Raw genomic sequence first — 22,338 nt, 5'->3', positions numbered from 1 at the left:
ATATAAAGTGACATTGCAAAAGAGAACATACAAAAAAAATGTATAAAAAAAGCGTCTTAACCCGACGCTTTTTTAATGAATAAGTACTGCTAAAACAGCTGCTAAAATAATTGACGCTAAAACGAACGCTTAACGACGCTGCTCAACAATAATGGAATCAATACCATTATTTTGTAAGCGCTGCTGAGCCGTAGTAACTGCTTGACGATTATTCATCGGGCGCGAAATAACTTGATAAATAGGTGCACCATTACTGGTGGTGTTTTTGACCACTTTAGCATCGACGCCTGCCATTAATACTTGTGCGCGGCGACGATCAGCTTCGTCAGCATTGCCAAAGCTATTAATTTGTAAAATGTACGTTGCTGACGGCTGGGCTTTTTGAACACTTGCCGTACCAGCGCCTGCTGTATTCGACTTTGATTGTCCGCTGTTATTGCTGGTTGTATTACCGGAATTACCAGCAGGCGTTGACCCATCGTAGGTTTCATTTTCTTCAATAATAACGATATCCGCTTCATTATTACTATTAGCAGCGTTATTACGACTTGGCTCAGTGTTGCTGTTGTCAGGACTGACATCCGTATTTGCAGTGCTACCTTCAGGCTGAGTCAATACCACGTCCGGCTCAAACGTATTGCTACCTGCCTCATTACTACCCGCCTCGCCTAACGCTTCATCAGGAATGGTCGCCATTTCTTGTGTCGGTAAAATATCATAAAACTCATAATCAACATTATCAGTATCCGTATTTACACGCGGCTGAACTTGCTTATTAGCCTCTGCTACGCCTTTATCAGCGGGGCTAAAGTCAAACAATGGCGACAGATATAGAAATACCCCGATCATCAGCGTTAGTACCGCACCAACGAACATCCATAATAAGCCTGATACGCTACTGGTTTTGCGCTTTTCAGTGGCACCTTTGGGTTTTTTGGCTAACATGGATTGCACTCTCCCTACTGAGTCTGTCAATATTTCTGTCGATGATTTTATTAATAATTCTGTTAATAATAATGCGCGACTTTTATAACCAAAATTATAAAAGTCGCGTTTTAAATGAGTTTAGCTATGATAAATAACTCTATCTAAGTCGGTGCTAGATGCTAAATGTTATGTGCTAGGTGCTAACAGCTACATACTAGACGGTGCCGATAAGCCGAGTAAGCCCAGACCATTTGCCAATACTTGACGCACCGCTTTCGATAAGCGCAAACGTGCCTGCATCATGTCCAGCTCTGCTTGCGTCGGTATCTCACCTGAGGTTAAGCTCAATGGCAAGATACGATTGGTGTCATACCAACCGTGAAACAACGCCGCCAACTCTTTTAGATAATTGGTCAACACATGCGGCTCATAGCCCGTTGCTGCGCGTAATAAAGTAGCAGGATAAGCGGCAAGCAATTTAATCACTTCTTCTTCAGCAGGAGCCGTTAACAATGCTTGCTGCTGCGCGCCAACGGCATCATCGACAACCAGACCACTGGCAGCCAGCTTGTCTAACACGCGGCATACGCGCGCATGAGCATACTGAATATAATAGACTAAATTGTCTTTGCTTTGTGATTTGGCAAGTTCTAAATCAAAGTCAACGTGCACTTCAGGTTTACGCGCCACATAATAAAAACGCGCCGCATCATTACCAACCTCAGAACGTAACTCGCGTAAGGTAACAAATTTGCCTGAACGTGAAGACATTTGTACTTTTTCATCACCGCGCCATAACGCCACAAACTGCACCAACACCACATCAAGGCGCTCAGCATCAATACCCAGCGCAAGTAGTGCTGCTTTCACACGCGGTATATAGCCATGATGGTCAGCACCCCAAACGTTAACGACTTTATCAAAGCCGCGATCGAACTTATTTTTATGATAGGCAATATCAGAAGCAAAATAAGTGCTTTGACCGTTAGCACGGCGCACAACGCGGTCTTTTTCATCGCCAAAGTCGGTCGATTTAAACCAAATATTACCGTCTTTTTCGTAGAGATAGCCTTTTTCATCGAGCACTTGCAACACGGGTGCAATCTCAGCATCGATAGATCGTTCGCTAAACCAGCACTCGTAATTGACCCCAAAGTCACTAAGGTCATCTTTAATATCTGCCAAAATACTGGTCAACGCCGCATTTAAAAACAGCTCGTAACCATCGCCTAACAACGCTTTACTATTGGCAATCAGCCCATCAATATGCGCTTCTTTATCGCCCGATAATACAACTTTTTCGCCATCTGCATTAATTTCAAACACCGCATCAGCAGGTGCATCTTTAGCAATTTGCGCAAAAGAATGCACATAGCTGTTGCCATGCTGCGTAGTTACCGTGTTAGCGATATCACGTACATAGTCGCCTTGATAACCGTTTACAGGGAATACAATCGCTTCGCCATTGGCTTCTAGGTAACGCAAATAAGTACTGGTCGCTAGAATATCCATCTGCCGACCAGCATCATTAACGTAATATTCACGGGTAACGTCATAACCGACGGCTTGTAGCAAGTTTGCCACGCTCATGCCAAATGCCGCACCGCGACCATGACCCACGTGCAGGCTTGAAGTCGGATTGGCAGACACAAATTCTACTTGGACTTTTTGTCCTTCAAACTGGTTGCTTAAACCAAATCGCTCTTGCAGCGCAAAAATATCGTCTAATACGGCAAATTTTGCTTCGGCATTTAAAAAGACGTTAATAAAACCAGGACCTGCAATATCGACTTGGCGGATATCTTTATTCTCCGGCAGAGCATTAACGATTTTTTCTGCCAACGCGCGCGGATTGGTCTTTGCAGCTTTTGCTGCGGTCATGGCAATGTTACTCGCAAAATCACCATGGCTGGTGTCTTTGGTGCGGGTAATCTGACTGTTATTCTGCCAGTCGGCGGGTAACGCCCCTTCTTTTTTTAAAACGTTAATAGCATCGTCGAATAGTGAGGCTAACGTATCAATCTGGGCTTGTGACATAAGATTATAAACTCGGATAAATTATACGAAAAAATAATAAGTGATACGAAAAGATAAGTAACCTGTAAATATAACAAGCTTTACGCTGTATTGCACCATTTGCACCAAAAATAGGCTTAAATTCTTATATTTATGGCTACTAGTGATTACTGTTTGTGGCTACTGGTCGCTATTTTTAATATTAACAAAAATTAAAAGTAGTATTTTAAATAGAAGATTGTAGCATTCCTGTTGCCTAAGGACTGCCAAGCATTTATAGCGCTCATATTCCGCGCTATAATTGGGCTTTATTTTTGGAAAATACCGCCATGTTTGCCATTGCTGAAAGTACAGTCACCAGTTGGGGGCTGTATATTTTACTACCGATCTTTATTGCCTTTTTATTCTTTATTATTTGGGATCTCTCCAAACAATCTGGCGCTGGGCGTGCGGGTACCTTTTGGATGTTCTTAGCGTTAGGCGCAGGTTTTATTGGCTTTATCCTTAAAATGTTACTCGAAGTTGCTTTTCAAAAATGGTTTATTTAAACCCTTTGATCTAAGCTTATCGGGTAGTCATTTACCTATTTGCAATAATTGTTGCGCGCTTGGGTGCAGAGTAACCTTCAATGGTTTTGCTTGGATCAGTAGGATCAAGAAAATCGCTTAGTGATTGGTAGCTCATCCAGTCGGTTTGGCGCTGCTCATCGGTTGAAGTCACTGCCACATCGACGCAGCGCACATTGGTAAAGCCGACCTTTTCTAGCCAGCCTATTAATGCCGCAACCGATGGTAAAAAGTACACATTATTCATCTGTGCGTAGCGATCTTGCGGCACCAATACGCTATTGGCATCGCCATCAATGACTAATGTTTCTAGCACCAGCTCGCCGCCGTTAACCAGCTGACCGCGCAGCTGCTGTAAATGCTCAAACGGCGATTGGCGATGATAGAGCACGCCCATGCTAAAAACCGTATCAAACAGCTGACTGTGCGTAGGCAACGCCTCTAACGGCACAGGAATATAATGGGTACGATAACTGTTCTCAGCATTTGCATCAGCCGCGCCCACAAAATGTCGAAACGCCATAAATTGATGATAAAACAAACAGGACGGATCCACGATAATGACCGTCTCTGCGCCCGCACCTGCCATACGCCAACCGTGATAACCAGAGCCACCGCCTACATCGAGTACCCGTCGACCTTTTAGATTACCCAAATGCGGTGCAACTCGTCGCCATTTCCAATCGCTGTGCCATTCGGTATCAATAAAAATAGGCTGACTTTGTTCATGTATTGAGCCACTATCGGAATTTTGATTGCTATCTATTTCACCACTATCAATCTGACTGCTGCCAATTTGGAAAGGTCCTTTGCGCCACGGCATAAGTTGCTTAAGTAACGCCAGTGTTTGCTTACGCTCAGAATCACTTAACACCACATTAATAGTTAACGTATCGCTGTCTAGCGCCACACTCTCAGCAACTACGGTCGGCAACCGTGCCACTGCTGCTTGATACGCAGGCGCATGAGCATAGTTACTTCTATCCTTAATATGGCGTAACCATTCTGGCAATAAAGTGAGCCATTCATAGGCGCTCGGATGCGTTTGCGCCAGTGTTAATAAGGTTAAATACAACTCACGCTCAGCGCGGACAATAGTGTCATTCATCATAAAGCGGTTACCGAGATTGCTAGAAATTAAAATAAAATGGGTTAAGCATAAAACGTTATTTAAACGCTTCTGTTATTTAAACGCTACTATAGAGACGAAGTTTAAAAACTGAAACCACGTTAAATGACGCGCAAAGCCCACGTTATCCAAGCGCTCATGATGTTCATCCAAAGTATCTGTAATCAATACGTTTTCTAGCGCATTACGTTTGCCGCTGATTTCCATCTCGCTATAACCATTTGCCCGTTTAAAATCATAATAGCGCTCAACCAGCCACGCATCCGCTTGCTCATCAAAGGCATGGGTTTTTTCGGTTAATACTAAAATGCCACCGTTACTTAATGCGGCATAAATCTTTTCAAGAACCGCCACCCGATCTGCAGCCGGTAAAAACTGTAGCGTTAAATTGAGAATGACCATATCGCACGGCTCAAGCTCAAGTGCTCTAATATCCGCAGTGATAACTTCAATATCATGCTCAGGATAATTATTGGTCAATAAAGTTTGCGCCTCAGTTGTCATCGCAGGCGAAATATCGACTGCTTTAATCTGTAAATCGTGCGGCGCAAACTCGCCTGCCAGCGCCATACTAGCGCCACCAAGCGAGCAGCCCAAATCATAAATACGGCTTACGCGCTGACCATTACTGGTTTGTTGACGGTACTTGCAATGGCGACGCGCCAATATCGGTAACATGGCTAATACTTGCCCGTAACCCGGTACGCTGCGACGAATCATATCTGGAAAGCAAGCAACGACTTGCTCATCAAAAGAAAACCGTGCTGCCTTATCAAGGGGCGTGGTAAATAAGGTATCGTGTTGGATAGTCTCACGTTTGACAGCTTCGAGTTGGACAGTAGCGTCAGGCTGGTGGCTAGATTGACTCATGGAACGGCTCATTTTTATACGTAGCAAAGGCTTATTATAACATTACTGTTTGTTACTTATAATCTTCTGCCTGCCTGCTAAGCTAAATACAGCAGATTAAAGCAAATTTTTATCATTTTTATAACCAAGATTATTAATCCCAAATTCATAACGACAAAATAGGATCATTTATGCAAAATATTATTTTAGGTGGTGGCTGTTTTTGGTGCACCGAATCGGTATTTTTGTCTCTAAAAGGCGTACAGTCAGTAGTATCCGGATATATGGGCGGCGAAGCAGCAACTGCCAACTATCAAGCCGTTTGTGGCGGGAATACAGGACACGTTGAAGTGATTAATATCACCTTTGATGAGTCTATTTTACCGCTAGAAGTGCTGCTTGATGTCTTTTTTGGCACACATGATCCCACCACCAAAGACCGTCAAGGTAACGATGTTGGTAGCCAATATCGCAGCGTAGTATTTTATACTGATGAAACCCAAAAACCGACGATTGATCGCACCATTAATAAGCTGCGCGATATGGGGCTAAATATCGTCACGGAAGTGCATCCGGCGGTTGAATTTTACGAAGCCGAAGAGGTACATCAAGACTTCTTTAACCGCAACCCGACTCAAGCGTATTGCAACTTTGCTATTCCACCAAAACTTGCCAAACTTCGTAAAGAGTTCAGCCAATATATGACCAATTAGCATCATTTTTTGTGAAAAGCGCGGCTTGCTAAATAGGCGATGGTTAACTAATGATGGAGTCAATGAATGAAAATATTCGTTAGTCTTATGAGCTTAATCGCCTTGTTATTGGTTGTACTGCCGGGACCTCTACATAAATTTGATGTCATTAATTTAAGCACTGCTTTTATGGGGTTTAAATTTGGTATCTACGCCGGTGTTACCGTGCTTATTTTGCTCGGATTACAGTTCCTATTTATGCGTAAAACGACAACCATTGGCAGTGCCATAATCGCAATTTTATGTGCGGCTATCGCCATTGCCCTGCCACTGGTTATGATAAGTAAAGGCAAAAGCGTCCCGCCTATTCATGATATTTCAACCGACTTAGTCAACCCACCTGAATTCGTGGCGATTGCACCCTTGCGCGCGGACGCCCCAAATCCAGTGGCATATGATGGAGCCCAGACCGCAGAGCAGCAACGTCAAGCCTATCCTGAACTTGAAACCTTGAACTATGCACAATCAAAAACTGAGCTCATGAGTGCAATGGAGCAAGCTATTAATAATTTGGGTTGGGAGTTGGTGAATATTGACCTTAGCACAGGAATTATCGAAGCCACAGAGACAACCACATGGTTTGGATTTAAGGACGATATCATCGTACGTATTCATGATACAGGGGATGAGCGTTTGATTGATATTCGCAGCAAATCGCGCGTTGGTGCTAGCGATTTAGGCAAAAATGCAGCGCGTATTCATACTTTAATTAAAGAGTTAAACGCGGTGCTGTACTAAAAAAATAAACCTGTATTTAGCAATCAAAATTGATGAGGTAACTCATAAAAGATTCTTTTTTCACCTTAATTCTTTTAGCGTTTTTCTCATTTGATATAAGAAGCGTTATTTATAACGTCCATTGATAATTAAAACCATTCTAAGTAAAGGGAAGTATATGACACCTGAATTTTGGCAACAGCGCTGGCAAGACAAAAGAATTGGCTTTAATCAACCTGACGTAAACCCATTATTAATCAGCTACTTTAATCAGTTAGACTTGCCAGCCGGTAGCCGAGTATTGGTACCACTGTGCGGTAAATCCATTGATATGGTTTGGCTGGCTACGCAAGGCTATGATGTCGTGGGCATTGAGCTGGTTGAATCAGCGATTCAAGAATTTTTTGCTGAACAAGCAGTTGCTTATAGTGTTAGAGCCGATAGTAAGAATCCAAATAATAAATGCTACAAAGGCGAGATTGCAGGTCGAACGGTAGAGTTATGGGTGGCTGATATCTTTACGTTATCTGCCGCTACTATCGGTCACGTCGATGCGGTATATGATCGAGCAGCATTGATTGCGATGCCTAAAGAGATGCGCCCAAAATATAGCGAACAGGTCTGTCTGCTTAGTCAAAATGCCGCTCAGCTGTTATTAACGCTTAATTATGACCAAAATGAGTGGGCAGGACCGCCCTTTTCAATCACTCAAGAGCAAGTTCAGCAGTATTATGCTGCACATTACAGCATTGTGGAGCTGGAAGGTGAGCCATCAACTTTAAATGCTGCACCAGAGATGGCAGTGACTGAGCATGTTTGGTTATTAACTGAGTAAAAATAGCACTCATGTCGGTCATTTTTTAATCTATACTTATTCTTATAATAACAATTTGAGTCTTTATTTTTATCATAGTTGCACTACTATTTCACGCACTTATACAGTATGGTCATGCTTAGCAGCCACACCCTCTATTAATCTTGTTATCAATTTTTTCACTTCTGCTATACTTATTATTTATAGGATATCTCTATGCGTTTGTCTACTTTATCATTACTTAGTGCTGCCATTGGCATTAGTATCATGAGCACAGCCCAAGCCGCAAGTCCGCCAGCACCCAATTTATCGAACGCTGAGCTGCAACAATGCCTAAATACGCTAAAAAATAGCAGTCAGTTTCGCGGTGTTTCTGACTCTACTTTTGAACGTTATCGCCCAAGCCAGCCCGACCCTAGTGTGATTCAATCACTCAATTATCAGCCTGAATTTCGTAAAGATATTTGGGATTATTTATCGGTATTAGTCGATAAAGAGCGCGTTGATGATGGTATTCGCGCCAAACGTCAGTGGGCAGATACGCTGCGCCAAATTGAATCGCGTTATGGGGTAAAAGCTGAGCACGTGTTAGGCGTTTGGGGCGTGGAGTCTAACTTTGGGCAAACCCTTGGCAAAAAACCATTGTTTGAATCGTTAGCAACGTTATCGTGTTTTGATCGCCGTCAAAGCTACTTCCGCGGTGAATATGCCAATGCGCTTAAAATTGTCCAAAACGGTGATATCAACCCAAATGATATGACCGGTTCTTGGGCAGGTGCCTTTGGACAGACGCAGTTTATGCCCAGTACCTTTTTAGAATTGGCAGTCGATTTTGATGGTGATGGTCGCCGTGATTTGGTTAACAGTGTCCCTGATGCGCTCGCGTCTACTGCTAACTTCTTATCAAAGCGTGGCTACCGTTCAGGCGAAACGTGGGGTTATGAGGTGAAATTACCGAATGGTTTTTGGGCAGCGTCTAACCGTAAAGACAAAAAATCCATGAGCCATTGGCGCAGTCAAGGCTTAACCCTTGCTAATGGGGGCACGCTGCCTTCTGATTTGAGCAGCGCAGGATTGTTATTACCAGCTGGCAAAGATGGTCCAGCATTTTTAGTCGGTAAAAACTTTGACACCTTCTATTCTTATAATGCCTCTGAAAGTTATGCGTTAGCCATTGCTCATCTATCTGATTTGATTACCCGTGAGAATAGCAGTAAGACTGACTTTATAACGGCGTGGCCAACGGATGATGCTGGTATTAGTCGCCAACAAGCTAAAGATATCCAACAAGCACTGCTAAATGCAGGCTACGATATTGGTGGTGTAGATGGCATTATTGGTGATAATACTCGTACTGCAATTCAGCAGTACCAAACCAGCCGCGGCATTTTTCCTGCGGACGGGCGTGCTGGTCAAAAGTTCTATCGAATGATTGCCGGTAATACTGTCACCAGCAAAACCAATTCTTCAGATCGTATGGGTCAGCTGATTCAACAACAGACCATTACACCTACTCCTAGTGTGTCCACATTTCCCGCAGCGAGCCAAACGCCAAGAAAAAGCAATGTTCGCTATCGCCGCGTTGCTGGTGCTGATGGCGTTATCCGCTTGGTACGGGTGGATGAAGGTTCTTAACAGAAGATCCTAGTTTACTACTAACTAGCATCCTGTTAGCTAAGATAGATAAAAAAATCCACGCTCAGGTAGCGTGGATTTTTTATAGGGTAAGCCTGATAAACAATGCCTATTTAATAATTGGCAGTTAAACAATAGGTGGCGGATTGGGCTTACCGTTTTCCCCATCCCAATTTTCGCGAGCATTTTCATCGAGATCAGCAGGGGTTTTAGGCTCCCATTTACCATTCTCTCTCCACGTTGCATCGCCCCAATCGTCTTTCTCTTTTTCATCCCAGTCGTCATAGACTTTACTAGGATCAATCCCGCGGCGCTTCATGTCTGCTACTTGTTCTTCTAAGGTATGAAACTGCTCTGTATCATGCATGGTCTTCTCTAAGCCTTCTAATTCTTTTTTTAATTTGTCTCTGCTTGCATCATCCATTATAAACTCCTTCTTACTCATTATTATTAGTCGCCAAACTGCCGATCATAAACTGATTCTCTATTCAACTACCCTACTTGCTTTAGTTACTTAGTTGCTTTAGTGGGTGCTCCATTGAATCTTAAACGCTTTATTTATCTAGTAGCAGTTTAACAAATCGACCATTAGCTTCAGCTATGTCTTATTATCAACAGTACTATACTGCTATACAACCTGTGACACGTAGGTTTTATATTACAAAACGTAGCGAGCGCTTTTATGTTGTTAGCGACTGTATGGCATACAAACCTAAAAGCGACGATATCAACGGTGAGACTTGTAGAAGATAAAATAAAAAGATAATAGAGCCACTAAGCCCTTGTATGCCTCTACTAAAGCAATGAGTTATTGAGATAACTAATCGAGAGTAAGAGGAATGACATCTATTGCGGCATGATTAGGGCAGATTGACTGTCCCGATATATTTTTTTGGCATAATAGGTCAGCTTCCACAATTCTTGCGAGGGGCGCGAGCCAATTGCAGACAGTTCAATCCAATTGGCTGTCACCAGTAGTCGTTGCAATATTAGTAGATCATCTTGGCTTATCTGGCAGCGCGCAACGGCATGGACGTTTGGCATCTGTTGTTTGATCTCTGTCTCAACTTTCGCAGTGATCAGGCGATTGATGCTGCTTTTTAGCCCATAACTGGTGAATGCTAACGATATTTGCATCAACGCCTGTAATATCTCTTGCCACGTACAACGTAATGAGCTGCTCACATCGGTTAAGTTGCCCCCTTCATAAGCTTGAGCGGTGTAACTAAATTCAAACGTGTCTGTTGGGTCTAACGCTTCGGTTATGTTATCAACGCTTTCAAGCTTAACGGGGCTATGGTCGATGTTGGCAGACACAGATAAATGAGGCGTCGCCAACGATGGCACACTCGTGCGTAAGGTCGCTTTATCTCCAGCCGTCTCTCTTATCCAGCTTAACGCCGGATAATTTGCCAATAAAGTATCATAAGTATGGGTAAGCAATCGATCAATATCCAGATTGCTTGTATAGTAGTGAATACCGATATTCTGGCGTTCAACCAAGCGAATAAAGTCTTTTAGCTGCGGGCTGATATCGGCATTTTCGCGGTGACTTTTGATAAATATCAGCATCGGCTTAAGCTTTGCTTTGGCGCTCAGGTAGCTTAAGTGCATCTGACTCACACCCGTATTTTGCGTTGCCCCGTAGCTATCCCCAATGACCAATAACGTATAATCGCAGTTATCAATACATTGGCGACCATATAGTGCCGCCTTGGGCAGCTCCCCTGACACATCATAGGTTAAAAAAGCGCGCGCTTGAAAAAATATCGCCACACTATCCAATACCAACGACTGATCGTTAGCTGCACATATAACATGAAGGTGATGACGACGAGTAAGCAAAAAAAAACCTCTATGGCGTTGCTAGCAATAATGATTAGGGTATCAAAAAACTTCTTAACCTAAGCCTAGCATAGTCCTATGACAGCGCGAATATTTAAGACAACAACCGTCTATTATAACCTTGTTATAACAATGGATATAGCCTCTTTTAGGCTTTGTTATCATAAAAAATAAATATAGGCTTAGCGTAAATAATAAACTTGTCTGTCGACACCGACCAATTGTTGTACCAACACTATTAAAAACGCATCGTATTTACTGGCATAAAAAGTTAAGGGTAAGTTATTGGGCTGACTATTATCATCTATTGGTTTAGCCAATAGCTCATGCTCAACTAATAATGACTGCACACGGGCAGCAATAGCTTGACCTGAGTCCACTATCTGCATTGATAGCTGTTGTTTATCGATTTCAGCCTGTAAAAATGCTTTAAAAAAAGGATAATGGGTACAGCCTAATACCAGATAGTCTACCTGATTATCGGCAAAGTTTCGCACTTGCTCGCGTAAGCACGCTGCTGTCTCACTATTTTTGGGCATGCCTGCCTCTACCCAAGGTACAAGCATAGGGTCAAAATATTTAGTCACCGTCGTCTGATAAGGAATGGCTACTTCATTGATAACCTTATTTAATAAGGTACCATTTAGCGTGGCTTTGGTCGCCAGTACTGCCACATGACCGCTTTGACTGGCTAATACCGCAGGCTTTAATGCCGGAACCAAACCCACTATCGGTAACTGCGGATAATGACGGCGCGCGGCATCCAACGCATGAGCAGAAGCACTATTGCATGCAATCACAATCAGCTTACAGCCTTGCTCATACAACCAAGTTACAGCGGCTAAGGTTAGCGCCTCAATATCGCTACTATCACGATTGCCATAAGGCACATGCAAGGTATCGGCATAATAGACATAACGTTCAGCCGGCAGCTGTTCCGCTAGATGGTTATAAACGGACAAACCGCCCACCCCAGAGTCGAATAATCCAATCGGGGCATTGCGTTTATGGTCAGTCATGCGACTATCAGGATGAACAGATAACACTTGCGAACTCATGTGCGGCTCGACCCAGCAAAAGGATAATATATGTGGGCTTATTTTAGCACCATTTCCTCATCTTATAGCGTTCCGTTTACCTGACTATTCTGAATACTAAATCAAGAAAAATAAATCATAAGCTTTAACTTATAATCCTGGTAAGCCTATAATCAAAAACCTAGATTATTCATCAATCGGCATGGTAATGGTATAAGCTTGATTGCCACTGTATAAGGTTAAAACAGTGATGCCATTTTGCTCACTAAGCTCACCGATTTCGGTTAAATGATAAAAAGCATTGCGCCCAATCAGCGCCATTAATCCCTGCCGGACTGGCATATAAGGGCGAATCTCTGGCTCAGCATGATTTGTTTGCGCGGCGCTATGCTCATTACTTGCATGATAAGCACGTAAACTAATTTGATGCGCCTCATCCAAGCGCACCACATCGCCCGTGCTAGTGGTGAATTCTAGCCAGCTTACGTCATTCTCTGTGACGATACCGACATCATTGATGAACAGAGGCACATCTTCTACTTGAATACGCAGTAATTGTACGGGCGTTTTTAAAAAGTATTCACTCACACCATCCTTCTCTTCTTGCCATAAAATAGTAGCAAATAAACTAACCAATGACTCACGGGTCACTTTGCTGCCCTCGTGCCACCATTCGCCATTGGCTTTGATAACCAAATCCATATCAGCGATTTGAGTAGGATGCCAATCGGCAAGTGGGGGGATAGAGCGACCTTGACGGCTACCTGCAGCAGGTTTTAAATAGTGCTCTAACCCATCAAGACTATTGAGTGCCGTTAGACTGGGCGTCAAGCTATCCGTAATCTGCGTATTATCTAACTTATTCATCATTCCCAATCCTTTATTATTAGCCAAAGTTTGCCATATCTGTCGTTACTATTCATTTTAGTTTCGGGTATGATAAGGCAGAACCCATTTTATTCACCGTACTTTTCTGTTGCAGATTAATGAATGCAAGTATTTATAAAAACTTATTCATAAAAACTGACTGATAAAATCCTAGCCATTAGGTTAACATTGGATGCCATAAATGCCTGTCGTGTTTATAGGACTTTTCTTTTATAATGAGTAACGCTCTTTGAGCCGAATAGCAGTGCCCTTATAGTTTTTTGTGAGCTTGTAGCGCTATCTACTGACTATTTATCACTTTTTTTGTTCTTATTATTCTCATCATTACTTTGCTGATGACCATTGCTTTTTTATAATTCTATTAGCAACAATATCGTTAGTAGTGAGCCCTTTATTGACCACGCTGATACAACCATTTTGTACACGCGGCGCGCGATCTAGAAATAATGAGTGATACCCGTTATATTATCCAATGGAACCGCTGGTGATATCCGCAGATTAGCCACTATACGTTTAGGAGTAGGTATGCAAGAGCAAGACAATCAACCCTTAGCCCCTGATGTTGATAGCATCAATACTGAAGACACAACCCTACAACAGGGCGCACCTGAAGCCCTGTCTACTGAACCAGTAGCGGTTAATGAGGCAGCACCGTCTACCAGCGCTGAGCCAGAAATTGAGCGTGAATCGATGGAATTCGACGTGCTGATTGTGGGCGGTGGTCCTGCTGGTTTATCAGCCGCTATTCGTCTGCGCCAATTGGCAATAGATGCCGGTAACGAGGACTTTACGGTTTGCTTGGTCGAAAAAGGCTCAGAGTTTGGCGCGCATACCTTATCCGGTGCGGTTATGGAAACACGGGCGCTTGATGAGCTGATTCCTGATTGGAAAGAAAAAGGCGCGCCATTGAACGTGCCCGCTATTCAAGACCGTGTATATATGCTGGGCTCAGCCACCAAAGCCACCAAGCTTATGGATTCAATTGTACCAGAGAGCATGCACAATAAAGGCAACTACATCGTCTCTTTAGGCAATGTCGTGCGCTGGCTGGCGCAGCAGGCTGAAGAGCTTGATGTGATGATGTTCCCTGGTTTTTCTGCCGCAGATATTCTGTATAACGTCGATGGCTCAGTCAAAGGTATCTTAACGGGCGATATGGGCGTGGCAGCTAATGGCGATGCTAAGCCCAGCTTTGAGCCAGGTTATGAGTTATTGGCAAAATACACCATCTTCGCTGAGGGCAGCCGTGGGCATTTGGGCAAGCGTCTGATCAGTCGCTTTAGTCTAGATAAATACTCTGACCCACAGCATTATGGTATTGGTCTTAAAGAGTTGTGGGAAGTACCGGCTGAACAACATGAGCAAGGTGTGGTCATGCACGGTTCAGGTTGGCCACTCAGTGATACCGGTTCGACCGGTGGCTGGTGGTTGTACTTTGATGAAAATAACCAAGTCAGCTTTGGTTTGATCGTCGATTTATCTTACTCCAATCCTTACCTGTCACCTTTTGACGAGTTGCAACGACTTAAGCTGCATCCGCTCATTCGTAACATTTTAGAAGGTGGTAAGCGTCTGTCATATGGCGCACGTGCTTTAACTAAAGGCGGCTTTAATTCCTTACCAAGACTGACTTTTCCGGGTGGTGTCTTAGTTGGTGATGAAGCGGGTTTCTTAAACCCTGCCAAAATTAAAGGCACACATACGTCCATGAAGTCAGGAATGCTGGCAGCCGAGGCCATTTATGAAGCGGTAACAGCTGAACGTCAGCATGATGAAGTGCTTGATTATACCTTGAAATATAAGCATTCTTGGCTGTACGAAGACAACCGCTTGGCACGTAACTTTGCTCCAGCCCTGCACAGAATGGGCACTTGGATGGGTGGTGCATTTAACTTTATTGAGCAAAGCGTGCTTGCTGGTAATATGCCATTGACCATTCATGATACCTTACGTGACTATGACCAGCTTGAGCGCGCAGCACATGCTTATCAGCCGGATTATCCGAAGCCAGATGGCAAATTGGTTTTTGATAAATTATCGTCCGTATTTATCTCAAATACCAACCATGCCGAAGATCAGCCATCCCATCTAAAGCTGACCGACCCCACCGTACCGATTTCGATTAACTTGCCTTTATATGCTGAACCGGCACGCTTATACTGCCCAGCTGGCGTTTATGAAGTGGTAAAAGATGCAGAAGGTGCTAAGTTTGTTATCAATGCGCAAAACTGCGTGCATTGTAAAACGTGTGATATTAAAGACCCCTCGCAAAACATCACTTGGGTAGCACCAGAAGGTGGTGGTGGTCCAAACTATCCTAATATGTAAGAAGAAGCCTAGTTAAATCTTTTGACAGACCATAAAAATCGCCCTTGGTAAATAAATAACCAAGGGCGATTTTTTATTACGCTTTATTCAATACTCACAAATGCAATCAAACGGTCCGCTTAATCTGTCCAAGCGTCGCGATTGGCTTCGTTTTTAAGTTTAACGAAATTGTCAGGATTAAATTTGATTTGCTCGCCCGTTTTACCTTCCTTAATTTGCCGCTCATAGTCACGCAGGATTCTAAGCGCAACCGGTGACAGGATGACAATGGCGACTAAGTTGGTTAGCGCCATGAGCCCCATCGACAAATCAGCAAAGTTCCAAATAGCCGGCAAGCTGGCCACAGCGCCAACAAACACCATGCCGAGTACTAAGAAACGAAACACCATGATCATGATTTTAGCGTTTTTTTCACCCGATATGAATTCAAGATTGGACTCACCATAACTGTAATTGGCAATGATAGAGGTAAAGGAGAAAAAGAAAATCGCAATGGCAACAAAGATAATACCCATATCACCGACATACTGCGACAGTGCCAACTGCGTGAGCTGAATCCCTTCTTGTTCCACCCCAGGATTGACCACACCCGACAAAATAATAATCGACGCGGTTGCCGTACAAATCACCAGCGTATCGATAAACACGCCCAGCATTTGCATGAATCCTTGTACCGCTGGATGGTCAGGATAGCTCTGCGCGGTTGCCGCCGCGTTCGGCGCTGAACCCATACCGGCTTCGTTAGAGAACAGACCACGCTTGATACCGTTAATCATGGCCTGCGCAATACCATAACCGATCACACCGCCTGCTGCTTGCTCAAAACCAAACGCCGATTTTACAATCAAAGCGATCGCTGCTGGAAACTGGCTAAAGTTAGTAATAATGATAAATAATGCCAATAAAATATATAAAATAGCCATGACCGGCACCACTTTACCGGCAATACGCGCCACTGAGCGCAACCCCCCAAATACCACTGGTGCCACCAATGCCACCAGTACCAAACCAGTTATCCACGTTGGTATCCCAAACGCTTCATTGGTTGCTTGTGCGATGGTATTGGATTGCACACCATTGAATGCCAAACCAAAGGCGATCAATAGACAGATAGAGAAGAATATCGCCATCCAGCGCTGACCCAAGCCTTTTTCGATATAATAAGCGGGTCCGCCGCGGAACACATTATCTTTATGCGGCACTTTATATGCCTGCGCCAATGTAGACTCAATAAAGCTGGTCGACATGCCTACTATAGCCGTCATCCACATCCAAAACACCGCACCCGGACCGCCTAAATAAATCGCAATCGCTACCCCAGCCAGATTACCTGTCCCCACACGAGCAGCCAGCGAGGTCATCAGCGCCTCAAAAGAACTGATACCACCATCTTTACGCCCTTGATTGGAGGTACGCAATAACTGCCACATGTGACCAAAATGTCGAAACTGCATAAAGCGCGTGGCAATTGTAAAATAGACACCGGCACCAATCAGCACAAACATCAGCAGTCCATACCATGGGTTGCTGGCAATCAGCCAATCATTATTGCCCCATATAACACTGACGCCATAATTCACCGCGCTATTAAACCAACCTGCTAGTCCCTCGCCCATAACCTGATCCTCGCTATCTTTAAAAATGAATCTGCTCACTACCAACCAGCTACCTACAATACTAGATATACAAACAAGCCCCTAAATTCGTCTTAATGTTGCTTGCTTAATTCCACTGAACCAAAGTTACTTCAATCAGCTGATTATCATTGCTTATAACGCTTTAAATCCCTGTTTCTTACTACTATTAAGGCATTCGCCCCAGTGGCTGTGAGCAGTATGTTGCTACATTTTAACTGACTCTGAAGCATTTAACTGTTTCAGAGTTTTTTTGGGCAATTTTTTACAGCATCTTTAACATAATAACAAGGTATAAGCGGCAATTTTTACAGATTTTAGTTTATCTTTATCATTGTTTCTTTACTGGTTGCTGTGTTCTTTAATAGCACTGTTTTATATATAACAGACAAGAACTTAACCGAATATAGTTTTGAGTTTCCTGCTATCTGTAGATAATCGAAATATTAACCTGACAAGTGCAAATACTTCTTAACAAAAGTATTGAGAATAACCACCTTTCCATCATCTAAATAATTAATTACAAAAAGTAAATTAAAATTACTTATTGTGAATTAGCCAAATTTTGTATATATTCATAATTAAGACAATAATTATCGTTTTAAGCGATATTTGCACGTATATGATCAAATGATTGGTTATTGTGGTCAGGAAGACAAGAGATAAGATGACAATGGATTGTCAGCATAACCAGCTCTCCTATGTTAAAAGCCAAAATACAGACTATAAAAGTCTGCTCATAATGGATGTCTCTGTTTATATTTTGCTAATTTTCTCTGTCATTTAACATTGCTTTTTTATCTTTATCTCGAACATTTGATAATTGATAATTTAAACAATGAAAAATCCCATTTGGAACAGCCGTCCATCATTGGACAAAACAACAAGGAGTTGGTTATGGATGATTCACAAGTACAGCGAATTCTCAATAATCCAAAGTTTCAAGAGATGGTCAGCAAAAAACGCAGATTGAGTTGGACATTAACCGCAATCATGCTAATCGTCTATGTCGGTTTTATGCTGTTGGTTGGCTACAATAAGGAATTTTTAGCCAGCTCGTTTAACGGCGGTATCACGACTTGGGGCATTCCCCTTGGCTTAGGTATCATTGTGCTGTCTTTTATACTGTGTGGGGTATATTCCTATATCGCAAATAACACGCTTGATCCGCTAAATAAAGAGACCCTCGCAGAAATTGAGGCCATCGCACACGAAAAAGGAACCCATTAAGATGAAAGGGATGTCACTTAAAGCGATGTCAATCGCATTTCTAGGGTTAGGTTGCTATACCATGGCGGTTGCTGGTCCTGATCTGGGTACTGCAGAACAACAAGCGACCAATTGGCCTGCAATCATTATGTTCATGATCTTTGTCGGCTTTACACTCCTTATTACTAAATGGGCGGCTGGACAAACCCAGTCAACTGCAGACTTTTATACCGCAGGTGGCGGAATCAGTGGTTTTCAAAATGGCTTAGCGATTGCCGGTGACTATATGTCAGCCGCATCCTTCCTTGGTATTTCAGCTTTAGTGTTTAGTTCAGGCTTCGACGGCTTGCTTTATTCACTTGGTTTCATGGTTGGCTGGCCGATTGTATTATTTTTGATTGCGGAACGCTTACGAAATCTGGGTAAATTCAATTTATCAGATGTGGTGTCCTTTCGCTTAGAAGAAAAGCCGGTGCGCACACTCGCTGCATGTAGCTCATTAGTGGTGGTGGCTTTTTATCTGATTGCACAGATGGTCGGTGCTGGACAGTTGATTAAGCTGCTATTTGGCTTGAACTATAATATTGCCGTAGTCGTAGTGGGCCTATTGATGACCGCTTATGTGCTATTTGGTGGCATGCTAGCAACCACTTGGGTACAAATTATTAAAGCCGTCATGTTGCTAAGTGGTGCGACTTTCATGGCATTTATGGTTATGAAATCCGTTGATTTCAGCTTTAGTAATATGTTCACTCAAGCAATCGGCGTGTATAGTGAGGCCCATAAAACAGGAATGGGTGAGGCTCTCAAAATTATGGGACCGGGCAAACTCACTGAAAATCCAATCGATGCGCTATCACTTGGTCTTGCGCTCATGTTCGGTACCGCAGGCTTACCGCATATCTTGATGCGCTTTTTCACAGTAAAAGATGCCAAAGAAGCTCGTAAATCTGTTGTGGTTGCCACAGGATTCATCGGTTACTTCTACTTATTAACCTTTATTATTGGTTTTGGCGCGATTCTTTTTGTTGCTAACAACCCACAGTTTCTTGACGTTGCAAAAATGGCCATGACTGGTAAATTAGAGTTGGTTGGCGGTAACAACATGGCGGCAATTCACTTAAGTGAAGCGCTAGGTGGCGATTTATTCATGGGCTTTATCTCAGCTGTCGCGTTTGCAACCATCCTTGCGGTAGTAGCAGGCTTGACGCTTTCAGGGGTGTCGGCTATTTCGCATGACTTATATGCCAACGTATTCAAAAAAGGTCAAACTACCCCTGAATCTGAAATGAAAGTATCAAGAATGGCCACTTTAGGGTTAGCGGTCTTTGCGATGATTTTAGGGATTTTGTTTGAAAAACAAAACGTTGCATTTATGGTTGGTTTAGCCTTCTCAGTTGCAGCTTGTGCCAACTTCCCTGTGCTAGTACTGTCTATGTTCTGGAAAGGTTTAACCACCCGCGGTGCAGTAATTGGTGGTATTGTCGGTCTAGTAGGCGCTGTTGGCTTAATCGTGTTATCAAAAGCTGTTTGGGTTGATACACTTGGCATCTCTGAAACCGCACCTAACCCATTTAATGGTCCAGCATTGTTTGCGATGCCACTATCATTCCTATGCTGCTGGTTCTTCTCAGTTACTGATAAATCAGCCCGCGCAGAAAAAGAACGTAAAGCATTCGATGCTCAGTTTGTTCGTTCACAAACAGGCATTGGTATCTCTGGTGCATCTGACCACTAATCAACTATAGATTATAGTGAAGACTCTATTTTAAGTCAGAGAAAGCCCTCAATAAATGAGGGCTTTTTTATTACTAGTTAAATATCTTAAAAGTTCGCGCCGAATGCCAAAAGCAATTGATGCTAAAAAACCTAAACAGATAGATTACCTTGTTTAAAAAATATGACTATATCAATTAAAAAGCACATTAATCAAAAAATAAAATTACACGCATGTGTATTATTGAAACATTATTTTTCAATATCTACTTTCATAGCGCTAAGCAATATTAGCGTAATGATGCTTTGAGTTTGCGCCTAGAAATAATCCAGCGCATAGACCGCCAAAGTGCGCTGCAAAGGAAATATTCTGCTGTGGCATCAAGCCTTGTTTAATCGTCAGCCAGTAGCCTGCACCCATCACCAAACACGCCAACAAATAGCCCCAACGTCGTGCAAATACTGCTCCGCCAATCATAAATCCCAACATTGCAAAACAGAGCCCTGATGCACCAATGTGAATGGACAATGCTGAGCCAAGTAACCAGGTCATGACACCAGAGCCGACAATAAGCTTAAAAATAGTACGATAAGCATTGTTTTCAAACAGCCCAAATAAAAATAATATCTGCAATAAAACCACAGTATTACCTAATAAATGTGGCACATTATCATGCATCGTCCATGACGCAAATATCCCAGCCATACTACCAATATCTAGTGTTCGAGGGACAATTCCAAATATATTCCAAAGTCCAAACAGCACCATTTTATTAACAATAAACATAACCCACATTGGTACAAGGACGATAGCGTATGCGCCAACAACCTGTTTTAGGCGTTCTATGACTAATGACCATATCGCTTGTCCGTTCATAGCTCGTAGAATTCCTTATTCATTAAACATATCTGCTCTGTACTCTCCACTATAAGCATATATTTTATTTCATAAAAAAAGTAAATCTTTATTATTAAAGCACCACTATCATTGCTATACAAGGAAGCCGACAAGGATATTTTTTGCTAACGAGAAGCGGTTAAAACCGTCTGTTTGGTCGGACTAAACGTAAGCGATGACACAGCCTCATCAGTTGTCAATAAACTATTAGTATGCAATAAAGAAGTGGAATGATAAGGGACCAACGCTGTCGGTATAAAGTCACGAGCAGCATTAATATGCTGAATTGAATCATCAAAAAAGATATGCGGAGCAAAAGTCTTAAGCACTGCTGTTTTTTCAAGACCACCTAAGAAAAACGCCATATCGACATCAACACCCCACTGTCGTAACGTTTTAATTGCCCGTAGATCTGCAGGCGAATTTCGCGCTGTGACTAGTGCAATCTTTATTGGGCAATGTTCCACCCGGGCTGGTAAGCGCTCTTGCAAGGCTGACAACTTAATTAACAGCTCAGCATAAGGACCTTTTTCTATCGGCAAATCACGCATACGTGCCTCGCGCTCATGAAAAGCTCGCAATCCTTTTTGTTTATAGAGCAACTCTCCTGAGTCATCAAACAATACCGCGTCCCCATCGAAGGCAATTCGCAGCTGCTCTGTATCAAGAGTATAAGTATTCACCGGAGTGGCATCAAGTATCGCACAAGCACAAATATTACTATCTGTTACTTGCTGCGCATCTTCACGATTGGTGGTCAAAAATAAATCGACCTTAAAATCAGCAATATAAGGCGCGACAGGGCTGCCTGAAATAAAAGCAGACCGCGAAATATTGAGACCATGCTCACGAATCGCATTCAGCACCTGTACACCTGTATCGGGGCTGCTTTTAGAAATAATCACCACCTCTACCAAGGGTGTATTAATATTTGAATCTTCAAGCTCAGGATAGTAATTATTCAAATTCAAAAGCGCTTTGATAAGTGGGTAACCTGCACCGATGGTTAAAGCGTCGTCTTCACGCTCTGCCATATAATCTCGAAATTCTTTTACCGCGCTAACGGGACGCTGTTTGAGCAACTGTAAAAGGTGGTTTTCAGATTCGGATAAATCAAACAAAGCAGTTGCTGATATGGCAACTATTAAAGTATTCGTAAGGTCAATTGCCATAGCTTATTATTCTCTATATTTTATGTTAAATCAAAAACGTTATTCAGTGTAGCAACGAGTGGTTGCAGAGTAAGTAGACTTTTATTAACCTTTCATGATAAAAAACATGAGTTATTACCAAACACTGCACAAGCAAAACCCCCCTCCGCTTTCGCGAAGGGGGGTTTAACTTTGAATAGAGAGCTGACGATGACCTACTCTCACAT

19 protein-coding genes are annotated in these 22,338 nt (G+C 42.8%); 8 read left to right on the top strand and 11 right to left on the bottom strand.

Features of this window, described 5'->3' with window-relative positions:
- Positions 1–129: 129 nt before the first annotated feature.
- Entirely contained in the window at positions 130–945 is an 816-nt protein-coding gene (locus tag AAEY78_RS10265) for an SPOR domain-containing protein (RefSeq protein WP_352339252.1), read from the bottom strand.
- Positions 946–1,134: 189 nt separating this feature from the next.
- Positions 1,135–2,964, bottom strand: coding sequence for an arginine--tRNA ligase (argS, locus tag AAEY78_RS10260; protein ID WP_352339251.1), 1,830 nt, complete (start codon positions 2,962–2,964; stop codon positions 1,135–1,137).
- A gap of 308 nt (positions 2,965–3,272) precedes the next feature.
- Between argS and AAEY78_RS10255 the strand changes: the two genes are divergently transcribed.
- On the top strand, positions 3,273–3,491 hold the full coding sequence (locus AAEY78_RS10255) for a DUF2788 domain-containing protein (protein ID WP_352339291.1): 219 nt from the start codon (positions 3,273–3,275) through the stop codon (positions 3,489–3,491).
- A 31-nt stretch (positions 3,492–3,522) separates the two neighbouring features.
- Here the strand turns inward: AAEY78_RS10255 and cmoB are convergent, their stop codons facing one another.
- Together cmoB and cmoA are read right to left on the bottom strand one after the other, a co-directional pair.
- Positions 3,523–4,620, bottom strand: a complete 1,098-nt coding sequence (cmoB, locus tag AAEY78_RS10250; protein WP_352339250.1) for a tRNA 5-methoxyuridine(34)/uridine 5-oxyacetic acid(34) synthase CmoB — start codon at positions 4,618–4,620, stop codon at positions 3,523–3,525.
- A 72-nt stretch (positions 4,621–4,692) separates the two neighbouring features.
- Positions 4,693–5,520, bottom strand: coding sequence for a carboxy-S-adenosyl-L-methionine synthase CmoA (gene cmoA, locus AAEY78_RS10245; protein WP_352339249.1), 828 nt, complete (start codon positions 5,518–5,520; stop codon positions 4,693–4,695).
- Between the two features lie 158 nt (positions 5,521–5,678).
- Here cmoA and msrA point away from each other — a divergent pair, with 158 nt between their 5' ends.
- The 4 genes from msrA (at position 5,679) to AAEY78_RS10225 (ending at position 9,405) form a co-directional block, all read left to right on the top strand.
- On the top strand, positions 5,679–6,200 hold the full coding sequence (gene msrA, locus AAEY78_RS10240; protein WP_352339248.1) for a peptide-methionine (S)-S-oxide reductase MsrA: 522 nt from the start codon (positions 5,679–5,681) through the stop codon (positions 6,198–6,200).
- 66 nt (positions 6,201–6,266) lie between these two features.
- A complete protein-coding gene (locus AAEY78_RS10235) occupies positions 6,267–6,977 on the top strand; it encodes a DUF1499 domain-containing protein (RefSeq protein ID WP_352339247.1) in 711 nt (236 codons plus the stop codon).
- Between the two features lie 157 nt (positions 6,978–7,134).
- Complete coding sequence (gene tmpT / locus AAEY78_RS10230; protein WP_352339246.1) at positions 7,135–7,791, top strand: thiopurine S-methyltransferase; 657 nt, start codon at positions 7,135–7,137, stop codon at positions 7,789–7,791.
- A 195-nt stretch (positions 7,792–7,986) separates the two neighbouring features.
- Entirely contained in the window at positions 7,987–9,405 is a 1,419-nt protein-coding gene (locus AAEY78_RS10225; RefSeq protein WP_352339245.1) for a lytic murein transglycosylase, read from the top strand.
- 127 nt (positions 9,406–9,532) lie between these two features.
- On the opposite strand, the gene AAEY78_RS10220 is transcribed toward AAEY78_RS10225, so the two are convergent.
- From AAEY78_RS10220 to AAEY78_RS10205, 4 genes are all read right to left on the bottom strand, one after another.
- Positions 9,533–9,829, bottom strand: coding sequence for a hypothetical protein (locus tag AAEY78_RS10220; RefSeq protein WP_352339244.1), 297 nt, complete (start codon positions 9,827–9,829; stop codon positions 9,533–9,535).
- A gap of 422 nt (positions 9,830–10,251) precedes the next feature.
- The gene (locus tag AAEY78_RS10215) at positions 10,252–11,250 is read right to left on the bottom strand and encodes a DUF4062 domain-containing protein (RefSeq protein WP_352339243.1); all 999 of its coding nucleotides are present in this window, start codon (positions 11,248–11,250) and stop codon (positions 10,252–10,254) included.
- Positions 11,251–11,432: 182 nt separating this feature from the next.
- Positions 11,433–12,308, bottom strand: coding sequence for a glutamate racemase (murI, locus tag AAEY78_RS10210; RefSeq protein ID WP_352339242.1), 876 nt, complete (start codon positions 12,306–12,308; stop codon positions 11,433–11,435).
- Between the two features lie 165 nt (positions 12,309–12,473).
- Positions 12,474–13,157, bottom strand: coding sequence for a DUF1285 domain-containing protein (locus tag AAEY78_RS10205; protein ID WP_352339241.1), 684 nt, complete (start codon positions 13,155–13,157; stop codon positions 12,474–12,476).
- A 708-nt stretch (positions 13,158–13,865) separates the two neighbouring features.
- Here AAEY78_RS10205 and AAEY78_RS10200 point away from each other — a divergent pair.
- Complete coding sequence (locus AAEY78_RS10200; protein WP_352339290.1) at positions 13,866–15,503, top strand: electron transfer flavoprotein-ubiquinone oxidoreductase; 1,638 nt, start codon at positions 13,866–13,868, stop codon at positions 15,501–15,503.
- A gap of 119 nt (positions 15,504–15,622) precedes the next feature.
- Here the strand turns inward: AAEY78_RS10200 and AAEY78_RS10195 are convergent, their stop codons facing one another.
- Entirely contained in the window at positions 15,623–17,119 is a 1,497-nt protein-coding gene (locus tag AAEY78_RS10195) for an alanine/glycine:cation symporter family protein (RefSeq protein ID WP_352339240.1), read from the bottom strand.
- A gap of 915 nt (positions 17,120–18,034) precedes the next feature.
- Between AAEY78_RS10195 and AAEY78_RS10190 the strand changes: the two genes are divergently transcribed.
- Together AAEY78_RS10190 and AAEY78_RS10185 are read left to right on the top strand one after the other, a co-directional pair.
- Positions 18,035–18,367, top strand: coding sequence for a DUF485 domain-containing protein (locus AAEY78_RS10190; RefSeq protein WP_352339239.1), 333 nt, complete (start codon positions 18,035–18,037; stop codon positions 18,365–18,367).
- Position 18,368: 1 nt separating this feature from the next.
- Positions 18,369–20,084: a cation acetate symporter gene (locus tag AAEY78_RS10185; protein ID WP_352339238.1), complete on the top strand. Its 1,716-nt coding sequence runs from the start codon at positions 18,369–18,371 to the stop codon at positions 20,082–20,084.
- Between the two features lie 258 nt (positions 20,085–20,342).
- Here the strand turns inward: AAEY78_RS10185 and AAEY78_RS10180 are convergent, their stop codons facing one another.
- Together AAEY78_RS10180 and AAEY78_RS10175 are read right to left on the bottom strand one after the other, a co-directional pair.
- Positions 20,343–20,939, bottom strand: a complete 597-nt coding sequence (locus tag AAEY78_RS10180; protein ID WP_352339237.1) for a rhomboid family intramembrane serine protease — start codon at positions 20,937–20,939, stop codon at positions 20,343–20,345.
- Between the two features lie 146 nt (positions 20,940–21,085).
- Positions 21,086–22,132 carry a 5'-nucleotidase gene (locus tag AAEY78_RS10175; RefSeq protein WP_352339236.1) on the bottom strand — a complete coding sequence of 349 codons (1,047 nt, stop codon included), beginning with the start codon at positions 22,130–22,132 and terminating at the stop codon, positions 21,086–21,088.
- Positions 22,133–22,338: the final 206 nt, after the last annotated feature.

It is taken from the genome of Psychrobacter sp. 16-MNA-CIBAN-0192 (assembly GCF_040309565.1).
In the GTDB taxonomy this organism is placed as follows: domain Bacteria; phylum Pseudomonadota; class Gammaproteobacteria; order Pseudomonadales; family Moraxellaceae; genus Psychrobacter.
This window is presented reverse-complemented; position numbering and strand designations above follow the sequence as displayed.

Bases quoted from the DNA above. Each gene is read 5' to 3' on its own strand.
- AAEY78_RS10265 (WP_352339252.1), bottom strand. From the start codon at position 945: ATGTTAGCCAAAAAACCCAAAGGTGCCACTGAAAAGCGCAAAACCAGT.
- argS (WP_352339251.1), bottom strand. From the start codon at position 2,964: ATGTCACAAGCCCAGATTGATACGTTAGCCTCACTATTCGACGATGCT.
- AAEY78_RS10255 (WP_352339291.1), top strand. From the start codon at position 3,273: ATGTTTGCCATTGCTGAAAGTACAGTCACCAGTTGGGGGCTGTATATT.
- cmoB (WP_352339250.1), bottom strand. From the start codon at position 4,620: ATGATGAATGACACTATTGTCCGCGCTGAGCGTGAGTTGTATTTAACC.
- cmoA (WP_352339249.1), bottom strand. From the start codon at position 5,520: ATGAGCCGTTCCATGAGTCAATCTAGCCACCAGCCTGACGCTACTGTC.
- msrA (WP_352339248.1), top strand. From the start codon at position 5,679: ATGCAAAATATTATTTTAGGTGGTGGCTGTTTTTGGTGCACCGAATCG.
- AAEY78_RS10235 (WP_352339247.1), top strand. From the start codon at position 6,267: ATGAAAATATTCGTTAGTCTTATGAGCTTAATCGCCTTGTTATTGGTT.
- tmpT (WP_352339246.1), top strand. From the start codon at position 7,135: ATGACACCTGAATTTTGGCAACAGCGCTGGCAAGACAAAAGAATTGGC.
- AAEY78_RS10225 (WP_352339245.1), top strand. From the start codon at position 7,987: ATGCGTTTGTCTACTTTATCATTACTTAGTGCTGCCATTGGCATTAGT.
- AAEY78_RS10220 (WP_352339244.1), bottom strand. From the start codon at position 9,829: ATGGATGATGCAAGCAGAGACAAATTAAAAAAAGAATTAGAAGGCTTA.
- murI (WP_352339242.1), bottom strand. From the start codon at position 12,308: ATGAGTTCGCAAGTGTTATCTGTTCATCCTGATAGTCGCATGACTGAC.
- AAEY78_RS10205 (WP_352339241.1), bottom strand. From the start codon at position 13,157: ATGATGAATAAGTTAGATAATACGCAGATTACGGATAGCTTGACGCCC.
- AAEY78_RS10200 (WP_352339290.1), top strand. From the start codon at position 13,866: ATGGAATTCGACGTGCTGATTGTGGGCGGTGGTCCTGCTGGTTTATCA.
- AAEY78_RS10195 (WP_352339240.1), bottom strand. From the start codon at position 17,119: ATGGGCGAGGGACTAGCAGGTTGGTTTAATAGCGCGGTGAATTATGGC.
- AAEY78_RS10190 (WP_352339239.1), top strand. From the start codon at position 18,035: ATGGATGATTCACAAGTACAGCGAATTCTCAATAATCCAAAGTTTCAA.
- AAEY78_RS10185 (WP_352339238.1), top strand. From the start codon at position 18,369: ATGAAAGGGATGTCACTTAAAGCGATGTCAATCGCATTTCTAGGGTTA.
- AAEY78_RS10180 (WP_352339237.1), bottom strand. From the start codon at position 20,939: ATGAACGGACAAGCGATATGGTCATTAGTCATAGAACGCCTAAAACAG.
- AAEY78_RS10175 (WP_352339236.1), bottom strand. From the start codon at position 22,132: ATGGCAATTGACCTTACGAATACTTTAATAGTTGCCATATCAGCAACT.